The sequence below is a fragment of the Pseudomonas syringae group sp. 243L2 genome (assembly GCF_032587875.1).
In the GTDB taxonomy this organism is placed as follows: Bacteria; Pseudomonadota; Gammaproteobacteria; order Pseudomonadales; family Pseudomonadaceae; genus Aquipseudomonas; species Aquipseudomonas amygdali.
In genome coordinates, this window is record NZ_JAWHPL010000021.1 from 321,679 (window position 1) to 334,565 (window position 12,887).

Below are 12,887 nucleotides of genomic sequence, written 5' to 3' on the forward strand. Positions count from 1 at the left end.
TGCGCTCTGCATTAAAGACGCACAAGGAGTTTTCAAACCCAACAAGGACGTACAACCATGGCCCTACCATCCGCTTCCCTCGAAAAAAGTTCATCTCCGACCTACGCCAGTCTGTTTCCGGAAAACCTAGCGCACACCACCTCCGCGGGCGCACTGGATTCCAGCGACGGGCCTCTTGCCTACCTGAGCGATCTGTATCAACGAGCCATCAAGCTGGAAATAATGGCCGACAACAAGGCCATCAAAATCGGTGTCCGACGCCCTGCGCTGGGCGATCTGCTGCTTGACGAAACCAGCGCCCACCAGACCGTATCCGCGCTAAAACTGGTGATCGATATACTCGCTCATCCCGCGCAGATGCTGGCCGGCATTACACCATTGCCGAATGCCATCGCCGCATCGGGCAGTCATGCAACGCTGCCATTCCATCTGGCTTTCCAACAAATGCGGGCGGTGCTTGAGCAGAAGGGCATCACGCTGTTCGATGTGCACAAGCTTGCGTCTTATGATTATCCCAACTTCTGCTACCAGAATTTCCGCCAGAAAGACCTGCGCGCGGCCATACTCTCGGGCAGCGGCCTTGACCCGTCCCTGCACACACTGCTGCTGGACAATGAGACTGCGGCAAAAGCCGATTTTTTCAAAACTGCCTACGGCGTAGCCGGTAGCGCAACCGAGGCTCTGCTGGCGATCAGCGATGTAGCCCTGTTTCGCCACCAGACTGGGCTGAGCGAACAGGACCTTTACGACCTGCTTGCCCTCAAAAGTACGGACGATGGAAAGCAGACCGGCTTCAGCACCACGGTAAAACGTTCCGAACACCTCCCTGTCGCATCGCAAACAGAGGTTGCAGCCAGTCAGGTTTACGGTGCCTCGTTTATCAACAATGCCAGCAGCCCGGCAATCGCCATTACAGTGCCCGCTGACAGCTCGTCAGGCCAGCAACTGACCAACGTCAACGCCAGCCATTTCGCCCGCCTGCACAAGCTCATTCACTTGCAGCACTTCCTCGGCCTGCCGTTCGCTGACGTCGATACGCTGGTAATGTCCGCCTTGCGTGCAGAAGGTCAAACCAAAGATTTCCACTTTACCGCCAACACGTTGCGAGCAATCAGCGTGTTCCGTTACCTGCATCGTGATTTCAAGGTCAGCGCATGGCAGTTTGCGACCATGCTTGGCGCGTTGCCGGTATATTCGGTGGGTCAGGCATTGCCCGCTCTGGATACCGTATTGGGTGCGCAGGCCGCCAACGGTAACGACAGCAATCAGACCCGAGTGATATTCGATGACGCTGAGTTCGATCTGGATACCGACGCGGGCCAGGCTACGCTGGCGCAGATGTGCTACGCACTGAAGATCGACGAACAGACCGCCAGAGATTTCGTTGCAACTACACAGCGATTCCAGCAACCCGCCGCAAAAGGCGCCCCGACAAAACTGCCCAAACGAACACTGACCTTGTTTTCTGCGTTATATCGTCAGGTTTACCTGCCGCGCCTGTTGAGGCTATCGCCGCAGGCCGGGGCCGGTCTGATGTCGCTGCTGTTCATCGGCAACGACGACCTGCTCAAGCAACTGGCTGGCGCACCGACGCTTCTTGATAAAGACGATCAGCCGGACATCCTCGACGTGATAATGGCTGCGGTGAACCTCACTCAGTGGGCGAGGCTGCAAAACATCGGTCTGGATCTACTGGCGTTGCTGCTGACGCCCACGCCGGATATCGAGGCGAAAACGCTCCCCGCTCCGGCCGACTGGCTGGAATTGATCACGGAATCTGCAGATCGGCTGGGCAAATCATCGCTGACAGAAGCCAGACTTGCATCATTGGCCGCTGTGCAGCAGGTTGCACTCAAGGACGACAAGAATACCTGGCTGCAGCTTTTCAACCCTCTGATTGACACAGATGGCTGGGTCAAGGCAATTCCCGTATTCCAGGGCCGGGACCGCTTGGCGGCGATCAATGCTCAGATTTCAATCTGTCTGACGGGCGCGTTAGCACAGAGTGATGCACTGGATGTAGATGCCTACCTCAAAACCGGTGAGGCCTTCGCCGCGCAGATCAATGGAGCGCTGATCGCTCAGGAAGATGTTATCAAGTCGTTGGGGGCGGCGCTGTCAGGCAATAGCAATCAGCCTGGTCGATCGGTATTGAGTGAACAGCACGTATTGCTCCTGTTGCGCTGGCTCGACATCAGTACCGCTACCTTGCTCAATGAAATAAAAAACAACGCAATTCAGGCGGGCAGCCAGAACACGTTCAGCAAAAGCGCATTCGTCATGTGGTCAGAGCTAAAACGCCATGCCGAACTGATCATGCGCTTCAACCTCAGCCCCGCCGGGCTTGAGTTGCTACTGGAATACCCTGAGCAAATGGCCTTGGACGAGTCGGGATCAAGCCTTGACCTGTGCTACCAGCTTTCATGCCTTGGCAATTGGGTCAAACGCGCTCAGGAGACTGGCTATCAGGAGTCCGATGTTCTGGATTATCTGCAGGCCATCAACAGCGATGGAGACGAGTCAACAGGACTTGAGGCGGCAGAGCGACTGGCGAAGTTGATTGGCTGGAACGCTGAAGAAACGCTATGTGCCGTGGGGACTACGTATCTGCCGGAGCCAAAGCCTGCGCCAGAGGCCACCAAAGTTATCGTCAAACCAGATCGTAAGACATTTGCCGATTACCTCGCCAGCCTGGACAAGAGCTCCAGAGACACCGTCAACGGGAATGGAGGAGTCTCATATATTGCACAAAACTATTATTGGACCCTGGACATCAACAATGTGTATTCAGGGATAAAGCCGATATTCATGTCGTTTCAAAAATTTTTAAGCGATAACCCTGGACCGCTGATCGTTAGTCCGGATGAGTTCACTGAAGTCTATTCGCAAAATAAGGAAAGAGCTGAGTCCCTGAAGAAAAGTGGCAAACTCTTAAAATTTAAAGGTCAGATTCTCGGCTTTACTGACCGCACGCGAACCGGGGACCCTTTAAATGGGCTGCTGAACACGGCACCCAAAGAAGTAGCTGAAGCCAAACCGATTCAGAAGAGAGCTTTCAATGTCGCCGATGTCGATCAGGTCCTGCGCTTACAGTTGCTTTGCCAGAAGACAGGGCTGTCATGCCAGTCGCTTATCGCATTGACTGCACTGGATGCAAAATCATCCTATGGACAGGTTCAGTCACTTGCCACGCTGTTGTTCGCAAGTTGTGATGAGGCCGAGCAGCACGCTATCAATATTCCGCTCAACGAAGCGTGGCGAGATGCACTGGTTGGCTACCTGCTGATCAACTTGCCCAACACGCCTGACTACAGGTTTTCCACTGCTGCCGACGCCGACGATCTGTCCAACTTTCTGCTGACCGACGTGCAGGTTTCCAGTGAAGTCATGACCAGTCAGATGGCGCATGCGACGGCCAGTTTGCAACATTACCTCAGCCGATTTTTCGCACACCTGGAACCGGGTTACGACACAGCGGCGCGGAATATTATTGCTGACGCGGACGACGAATGGCGTCGCTATTGCAACCAGTACGCGCGCTGGCGCAGTTGGCACCAACAGGTCAACCATCCGGAAAACCTTATCCAGCCAGCCTTGCGGCCCGGCAAGAGCCAACCATTCGTCGAGCTGGAAAATGAACTGAATCAGGGCAAACTGACCAACGACATGGTGCAACTCGCGGTGGCTAACTACATCGGCAAGTTCGAGCACGTCAGCAACCTGCAAGTGGTCAGCGGCTACCTCGACGGCTTTGACCCGGTAAGCGATACCTACCATTTCATCGGCAAGACCAACGTCGAACCGACTGAGTACTACTGGCGATCGCTGGATATCAGCAAGCGCGATAATCTGGGGCAACTCAGCCCGCTGGCATGGAGTGAATGGGAGAAAATCGGCTTGCCTCTGAGCGGGCAGATCGTGCAAACACCAACCACAGATGGGCAAACGCTGGATGTGATTCGTCCGATCATCATCGCTGGGCGTCCCTATGTGATCTGGGTCGAACGCTCGACCACTCCGATACCCAGCGCAGACGAAACGAAGCAGACGCCTACAAAGTTCAGAAAAATTACCGTGCATTACTGCTATAAGCAGATAGATGGGCTATGGAGCCCAGCGAATGAGTTGCTGGCCCTGGACGGGACAAAGGATGGCAAGCGTTTAAAAGATGAAAATAACAATTACCTTAAAGACGACACTTACAAACCCGGGCTAATTGCTATTGTGGACGAACATGGCAAGCGCGAGAACGACCCCTGGTTGATCGCACTGCTTTACGATGCAACGACAGAAGACAAGCCTGAAAGAGAGAACCCTATAAAAGGACAGCCAAAAATACCAGGTAAAAAGAAGGATGCGCTAGGAACGAAAGATTATGATTTTTTTGTTCAGGCGCGTGACTTGTTGTTGATTGATGAAAAAGTGATAGGCGAAGAACACCAAAATGAAGAGGACAAGGAAAGCAAACTGCTTACTGCATTGCATACTGAGTACAACGATGCTAGAAGGATTCAGCACGTGTATGTAGGTGATATTTTATCCAGCCAATCCTACAAACTTGAGTTTCAACTTACTGAAAGCGACTTTCCTATAAAATCGACAACAGATTCAACCAAAGGTGAAAACTTCACCCTCTTTACAAGAAAATATGAAAAAGCAGTTATAGATTTTTTCATTGACAGCACAGTACTTATACAGGATTCTGAACACATAAACGGGCTTGAAAATTATATCGCCGAAATACTCGAAGCCGTAGGTATCTCGTCACCTACTAAAAATCAAAAAAAATATGTTTTACAGTTAATGCTCGAATTACTTAACGACATCGGCGACGATGGAAGTAATGAAATTAGGACACAAAACCATTCAGAATTTTTTAAAATAAACAACACAATAAATACACCCGAATACTTAATTGAACACATAAAAACCTTAAACCTTAAAACTGCTTCAACAAACGGAAACTTAACTGTCGCACTAACTTTCACATCGAGCAAAATATCATACAGAAAACTTGTATTCACCAACCACGAGCATCTTGTGACCCTCGTCCCAGTCAAGGCGTCGCCGAGCACGCTATCGACTTATGTAAAAAGACCACTGAACAAAACCTTACGTATTTCATTCAACTTTTTGCAGCAAATACCGCTGCCCAACGGCGCATGGTCTGCCCTTCAGGGTGATGCCGCCTTTGCCTCCATACAGCTGAAAATCCTTACCAAAGCTGCCGCTGACGAAACGTTCGTAGAGCGGGCCAGGAAAGAGGTAGTGGCCAATGGGGAGGCTTTTATCGAAGCAGACCTTGATGAGATTTCACCTGGTACTTACCAGGTGGCGTTGGTGGGGGTGGACCACTGGGTGGTCAATCAACTCCATGAAGTCAAAATAGTCTCGTCTCGAACGTTTACTCTATGGGACTGCAAAATCACCCGCAACCCGGAACAGGCCCTTTACCTGGAACTCAGTGGTATGCAAGACCTCCCGTTCAGCACTATCCGGCTCAACACGTTGTTCGGCAAGCAACTGGTCAGCCGGGCCACGCAGTCGGTTGATCGTGTGCTGGCATGGGATACACAGATGCTACTGGAGCCTGCCATCGACGCCGAAAGTACAGTTTCGGTGGACTTCCATGGTGCCAACGGGCGCTACTTCCGTGAATTATTCCTGCATCTCCCGTTTCTGGTCACCACACGTCTCAGCGAGGAGAAACAGTTTCAGGAGGCGTTACGCTGGTGTACTGAGCACTTGTTTGACCCTTACCGCACTGGCACTGGAGAACATGACCAACCTGCGCTGTGGAGTACTAGGCCGCTTGCCGACATCAGCACAGGCACGTCGCAGCTTGATGATTCTGTCGACCCGGCGATACGGGCCTTCACTTCGTCCCGTCACTACCGGCAGGCAGTATTCCTGTTTCTGGTCGAACACTGGCAGCGCGAGGGTGATCATTATTATCGGCACCTCACCAGTGACAGCCTCACGCAGGCCTGGCTCAGCTATCAGCAGGCGCTCAAGCTGATCGGCCAGATTGCCGAAACATCAAGGGGAGACAGCTGGACGGCTCAACCGTTGAAAGGCGTCACCGAAGGGGCGTTCCGTACCCCGCTCAACGCCCGCCTTACCGATCTGCGCAGCACCATCGAACAGCGCCTGTTCAACCTGCGCCACGGCCTGACGCTTGACGGCAAGGCAATGCCATTTTTGCCACTCTACGCAACCGACGATCCGTTCAGCCATTCATCCGGGAAAGCCGGTGGACTCAGTTCCACCTATAATAGTGCCTTCGGCCTGATACCGGTCTATCGTTTTCCCGCACTGGTAACGAGGGTGCAGCAAGCAATAAGGGTGTTGACCGACATGGGTCGTCATCTGATGCATCTTATGGAGAGTGAATTTGACACATCACTGTCGGTGCAGCTACAGGACCAGCAAGTCCAGCTTGCTGACTTCACAATAAAGCTCCAGGCAGAAGCGCTCAACGCTGCCCAGGCAGGCAAACAGACGCTGATATCGGGTAAGCATGCAATAGATTTACGGCACACGTTTTATAGGGATCAGGTCTCCGAGGGGAAAACTGATCTTGAGTCTATAGCACTGCGTTGCAAGGTCGATGCTGCGTACATGGAAACTGCGACGTCGTTACCAGAGGCCGTGAAAGGAACGCTTGATGCGCTGCCCAATGTTTTCGGTATGGCAATGGGTGGTCAGGAATTTTCTGCTCCGGTGTCTGCCGCGATTGGTGGTGCTCATGCTTTGAGCAGAGCACTGGCCTTCGCGTCGGACAGATTGACTACCGAGGCCGAATACGAACGTCGCTCAAGAGGCTGGCAACTTGAAGTGGATCTCGCCGCTTTCGAAATGGCGACCCTGAACCAACAAATCGTCGAACAAGACATACTTATAAAATCTGCAGCAATCGCCGTCGAAGAAGCAAAAGCTCAGCGTATTGCAATGCAGGAAGCCTATGTGTCGATGACCACCGGCTTCACTATCATTCCTACCTACAACTGGCTGGTCGCGCGGATGAGCACTGTCTACGCCCCGGCCTACGATGCGGTATTGTCAATGGCTCTCGCCCTCGAAGGCGCCTGGCGCTATGAGATAGGCGACTACGAACATGCGCAGTTCATTCGCACCGGCGGTTGGAATGACAACTTCCGCGGCATGCTGGCCGGAGAGTCATTGCAACTGGATGTGCTGGAGATGGAAGCGGCTTACCTGCAGTCTTCCGAACGGCGCATGAACATTCGCAAAACGGTTTCGCTCAGATCCCAAGTAGGTATAACCGACGACGGTAAATGGCTTAAGACGTTGCAGGAACTGGGCACCAAGCCTCTGATGTTTTCCTTGAGAGCTGCTGACTTCGACCGTAACTATCCCGGGCATTATTTGCGTCAGCTCAAGCATGTGTCGGTGTCCTTCAAGTTGCAATCCAGTGATCCGGACGGCTTGCAGAACCTCTGCGCTGTGCTTAACCAGACCGGCAGCACCACGCTGGTCAGACCGGATATCGAAGCCGCCAGGCTTTTGTACGAAACACGCAAGTCCAACCCGTACCTCAAGACCAATCTGCGCGCGCAACAGCAAATCGCGCTGTCTTCCAGCCTGTCGGACGACGGCCGGGGCATAGGCAGCGAAAACTGGCTGTGCGAGCTGATGTTCGACGATGGGCGCTATTTGCCTTTTGAAGGGACAGGCGCGATATCGAACTGGACGCTGGAATTTCCAGATGCAGAAGTTGTGAAGCAATTCATAGGAAAAGACAACAAAGCTGCGGTTACCGACATTCAACTGCACATCGTCTACACCGCCGCAGAGGGTGGCAGTCAGTTCGCGTCATCCATCAAGCAATTATTGAAGGAGCAGGAAACGCCAAACTCCTGAATGCAAAAGCCCTCCAGAGCGGAGGGCTTTTTTATTACAGGGCAAAAAAATATTAGACCGATTCGACTTCCAGCACCGCACGCCCACCAATCGGGCAGACGTCCATGTAACGGTGCGCCTGCACCACCTGCTCGAACGGGAAGCTGCGCGTCTGCAACGGCGCAAGTACCTTGTCGGCGGTCATTTGATTGATCTGCTGCAAGGCGCGTTGCAGTGCAGCCTCATCCTGAGTAATACCCAGCTCAGGCTTGCCGGTGAAATTGCCCAGGCAGTGCACGTAGAACTGAATGTTTTTCTGGAACGCAGCGCAGGCCGGGAACGGCGTCTGATTACCGCCTTGCAGACCATACAGCACCAGGCTGCCGCGTGGCGCGAGCACATCACCCATGATCGACATCTGCGGGCCACCGAGGCCATCGAAAACAGCATCGACACCACGGTTTTCGGTGTACTTGTTGATTGCCATCAACAAGTCCTGCTCTTCGGTGACCACCACCTTGTCGGCACCCAGCGACTGTAAATACTCACGGGCATCTTCAGTTTTGGTCGCGGCGATCACTCGAACGCCCAGCGCCTTGCCCAACTGCACGAAAGCAGGACCGGAACAGTGGCTGGCGTCGGTGACCAGCACGGTTTGCCCGGACTTGATACGCGCCAGGTCAACATAGGCAAAGTACGCCACCAGATACGGTGTGTAATGCACGCTGGCCTCGACCGGCGAAAGCACATCCGGGTAGCGAGTCAATGCCCGACGCGGCAATACGATGGTTTCACCATAGACCGGGTGCTGGTTGGCATCGGCTGCCGGAAAGCTGGCGACCTTGTCGCCGACTTGCAAATCGTCGACCCCATCGCCCAGCGCAGTCACCACGCCAGCCATCTCATAACCCAGGCCGGCAGGCAGCCTGGCCTGGGTAGACGCGAGATTTTGTCGCCAGAGAACGTCGTACCAGCTGACACCGATGGCCTGGACGCGCACCTGCACCTCGCCGGTAACAGGCGACGCGACAGGATGCTCTTCGAGCTTGAGCACCTCGGCCGGGCCAAACTGGTGAAAACGGATCGTGCGGGACATTTAGAACCTCGCCTGGTAAACCTTGATGCCACAAACTTTATCCGGGCATTGCCGGGAACACTATCGGTGGCTATTGATAGTCGACATGCCTGTCATCGATTGTGTCCTGTGAGCTGCATGTCGCAGCCAGAAAGCGTCTGGAAGCCACGATGCGCAATGGCCGCCATTGTTCGCATGTCGACGAGACATTGCAAGCCATGTGGACATTCCGTGGCCTTGCCATTAATTTTCCCTGCGCCAGACCCGCATTTGCTCGTACTATCGCACCCTGCTCACGTCCCAACCGACAAATGGCCCGAGATATTCCGCATGAATCGTAACGACCTGCGTCGCGTCGACCTCAATCTGCTCATCGTTTTCGAAACCCTGATGCATGAGCGCAGCGTTACGCGTGCGGCGGAAAAGCTGTTTCTGGGTCAGCCAGCCATCAGCGCCGCGCTTTCTCGGCTGCGCGGCCTGTTCGATGACCCGTTGTTCGTGCGTACCGGGCGCAGCATGGAGCCCACCGCCCGCGCCACAGAAATATTCGGCCTGCTTTCCCCGGCACTCGACTCCATCTCGACAGCGGTCAGCCGTGCTTCAGAGTTCGACCCGGCCACCAGCACTTCAGTGTTCCGCATCGGTTTGTCGGACGACGTCGAGTTTGCCTTGCTGCCCACCCTGCTCAAACGCCTGCGCTCTGAAGCTCCAGGGATCGTGCTGGTGGTCAGACGAGTCAATTACATCCTCATGCCGCCATTGCTGGCCTCGGGTGAAATCTCGGTCGGCGTCAGCTACACCCAGGACCTGCCTGCCAACGCCAAGCGCAAGGTTCTGCGCAGGAGCAAGCCGCAATTGCTGCGCGCCGACTCGATACCCGGCCCCTTGAGCCTCGACGACTTCTGCGCCCGCCCCCACGCACTGGTCTCTTTCGCCGGCGACCTGAGCGGGTTCATTGACGAGCACCTGGAAAAAATCGACCGCAAACGCCACGTCGTCCTCGCCGTGCCGCAGTTCAATGGCCTGGCGACACTGCTGACCGGCACCGACATCATCGCCACCGTGCCTGATTATGCCGCGCAGGTGCTGACGGCGGCTGGCGGCGTTCGGTCTGAAGACCTGCCGATCGAGACGCGTACGTTTGAGCTGCACATGGCCTGGAGGGGGGCGCAGGATAATGATCCGGGGGAGCGTTGGTTGAGGTCGCGGATTCAGATGTTTTTTGGGGATCCGGATAGTCTGTAATGAAATCCCACTAAAATCAAAAAATACGTTATTGGCGATTGAAGTATCGGCTGTATGGCAAGGAAAACCGTTTCTCCATCGGCGCTTACCCCGATATCGGCCTGAAGGAGGCTCGCGACATTGCGCGCGGTGCGCTCATCACGCGGTCAAGACAATCACAGACTGTAAGTCCGCCACGGTGCTCTCGTGGCGGACTGATCAATTAGACGATAGTGCTCTGGATTGCGCGGGCAAGCCGGCCGTCGTCCATCATTTCACGAATCGCATGAAGCTCTGGATACATATCTCGATCCTCGTCACGTGCGGGCACGCAAGTACGGATCAAATCGTAAGCTGCGCCTGTACCTCGCCCAGGTTGTAACGGCCGCTGGAACTCCAGACCTTGTGCTGCACAAATGAATTCAACACTGAGAATGTCTGCTGCGTTGTTCGCTGCGGCACGCGCCTTACGCGCAGCACTTACACCCATCGACACGTGATCTTCCTGGCCTGCACAGGTCGAAACAGTGTGCACACTCGCAGGGGCCGCGAGCCCACGGTTATCGGCTGCCAGAGCGGCGGCAACATAAGGCGGAATCATGAAACCAGAGTTCGAACCCCGTCCATCTGCCAGAAATGCCGGCAAGCCGCTGAGATAACTATTGGTCAAACGGTCCGAGCGGGCCTGAGACATGCTGCTGAGTTGTGCGATTGCCACCGCCAGAAAATCAAGTGCCAACGCGGTTGGTGCACCATGACCATTGCCTCCGGGCAAGGCGATCAGCGTATCGTCCTCAACAACGAAAACCGGGTTGTCCGTCACCGAGTTTATCTCGATATCAAGCACGCTTCGGCAATAGGCAATGGCGTCACGGACAGCGCCATGTACTTGCGGAATGCAGCGCAGGCTAAGGGCGTCCTGTAGCCGGTGATCGACATTCGCCGCGATGATTTCACTGGAGTCCAACAGGCTCATCAATCGTGCGGCGGTTTTCACTTGGCCGGGGTGCGGTCGCATGCGTTGCAGGCGAGGGTCAAAACCCCTTGTATTGCCTTTCAGCGCCTCAAGGCTCATCCCCCCCGCTACATCTGCCAAAGCGATCAATTGTTCCGTCTCGTGGAGCGCCAGTGCGCCGATGCCGGTAATTTCGTAGGTTCCGCTGAGAAGAGCGTGCCCCTCCCGCGGGCCTGGCTCGCGTATAGCGATACCTGCCCGGGTAAGTGCCTCGCCGCCTGGCAACAATTGGCCCTGATACCACGCCTGGCCCTGGCCAAAAACAGCAAGGCCAATGTGCGCTGTCGCTATCAGATATCCAACCGAGCCGCCACCAGGTGACCAAGGCGTGACGCCACGGTTGAGCATCTCAGTCATGGTAATGATGAGGTCGGAACTGACACCGCTGGAACCCTGCAACAGAGCCTTGATCATCGTGGCCATGATGGCGCGTATAGCCTGGTCGTCGTGCGGTGCTCCTACCCCGCTTGCGTGACTTCTCAACATGTTGAGTTGCGATCGTGAAATCTCGTCCGAGCGTAGCGGCACTGAATACAAGTCACCCACGCCAGTGGTAAGCCCATAAATCGCCTTGCCGCTATCAAGTTCGAATTTGATGAGGTCGGACGTGCGTTTCATTGCGGCAAGCAACACAGGGTCTAGAACAACACGCGCCCCGTAGGCAATCGCTGCAATATCCTCGACAGACGTTGGCGCTGCACCCAGTTCGACGGTCGTCATGTTACTGGTCAAGATTGTGTCCTCACTGAAAGGTTATTCGGTTGGGTGGAACTCACCACGTCGCTGCAACACCGCGTGTGCCTCAGTTGATCTTGTGGGCGGTCAACCAGCGATCAGCAATCACGTCGATACTTTCATGCTCATCCACACTACCGTTCATAACGATGAGATCCTCAGTGGTCAACGCTGAGGAAACCGCATTGAATACGGCAGCCGCTTCAGGGCCGACTTTTTTAGCCGAGAAAATCGGCACAATGTTCTGGGCTGGAAAGAGGTTCAGAGTGTCCTCAAGGACGACAAGGTTGTTGCGTTTGATTGCTGGATCGGTCGAGGTCATATCGGCAGCATCAATTTGACCGTTCAACAAGGCGGAGAGCGTCAGCGGTCCGGCAACGTCCAGGGTTTTGAATGATTTGAATGTAAGGCCATACACGTCTTTAAGACCCTGGACTCCTTCTTTGCGAGACTTCCATTCCGGCGGTCCACCGAGGACTAGTTTGCTGGCGACGGGCTTGAGGTCAGCGATAGTCACAAGCTTGTATTTCTCCGCAGTGGCCTTGGTGACGACGACAACATCAGAGTCTTGAGCCGAAGATGGCGGCAACATCGATATGCCCTCCGGAAGCGCCTTACGCAAGGCTTCTGCCACCTCCTCGGGAGTATGCGCGGTTGCCTTTTTGTCGAGATAACTCAACGTGGCACCCGAATACTCAGGAATCATATCGATTGAGCCATCGAGCAACGCTGGCAGGTAGACCTCGCGGCTGCCAATATTCAGTTTGGTATTCACCGCAATACCCTTTGCCGTCAGAGCTTTTGCATAGATCGTAGCGAGCAGCTGGCTTTCAGGAAAATCCGCCGAACCAATCGTGATGGCCTCCGTTGTCGGCTTTTCGGCAGCCATGGCTGAAACGGTCAACAGGCTGGAGACAGCGAACAAACCCAAGGCAAACATTGCTTTCATCATCGTCTGAACTCTCTAAAAGATCC

The 12,887-nt window shown here is 54.6% G+C and carries 5 protein-coding genes and 1 pseudogene; 3 read left to right on the forward strand and 3 right to left on the reverse strand.

Annotated elements, in window-relative coordinates:
• Window positions 1–57: 57 nt before the first annotated feature.
• The gene (locus RYB66_RS14505; protein WP_316894696.1) at window positions 58–7,884 is read left to right on the forward strand and encodes a Tc toxin subunit A; all 7,827 of its coding nucleotides are present in this window, start codon (window positions 58–60) and stop codon (window positions 7,882–7,884) included.
• Between the two features lie 52 nt (window positions 7,885–7,936).
• Here the strand turns inward: RYB66_RS14505 and RYB66_RS14510 are convergent, their stop codons facing one another.
• Window positions 7,937–8,959 (reverse strand): zinc-dependent alcohol dehydrogenase family protein, encoded by a 1,023-nt coding sequence (locus RYB66_RS14510; protein ID WP_005776975.1) that lies wholly within the window; start codon window positions 8,957–8,959, stop codon window positions 7,937–7,939.
• A 309-nt stretch (window positions 8,960–9,268) separates the two neighbouring features.
• Between RYB66_RS14510 and RYB66_RS14515 the strand changes: the two genes are divergently transcribed.
• Window positions 9,269–10,183 carry a LysR family transcriptional regulator gene (locus tag RYB66_RS14515; protein WP_002553328.1) on the forward strand — a complete coding sequence of 305 codons (915 nt, stop codon included), beginning with the start codon at window positions 9,269–9,271 and terminating at the stop codon, window positions 10,181–10,183.
• Window positions 10,184–10,206: 23 nt separating this feature from the next.
• A pseudogene (locus RYB66_RS14520) lies at window positions 10,207–10,317 on the forward strand (Arm DNA-binding domain-containing protein); the annotation flags it as partial.
• A gap of 68 nt (window positions 10,318–10,385) precedes the next feature.
• Here the strand turns inward: RYB66_RS14520 and hutH are convergent.
• Together hutH and RYB66_RS14530 are read right to left on the reverse strand one after the other, a co-directional pair.
• Entirely contained in the window at window positions 10,386–11,909 is a 1,524-nt protein-coding gene (hutH, locus tag RYB66_RS14525) for a histidine ammonia-lyase (protein ID WP_316894699.1), read from the reverse strand.
• 70 nt (window positions 11,910–11,979) lie between these two features.
• Entirely contained in the window at window positions 11,980–12,864 is an 885-nt protein-coding gene (locus tag RYB66_RS14530) for an ABC transporter substrate-binding protein (RefSeq protein WP_316885795.1), read from the reverse strand.
• Window positions 12,865–12,887: the final 23 nt, after the last annotated feature.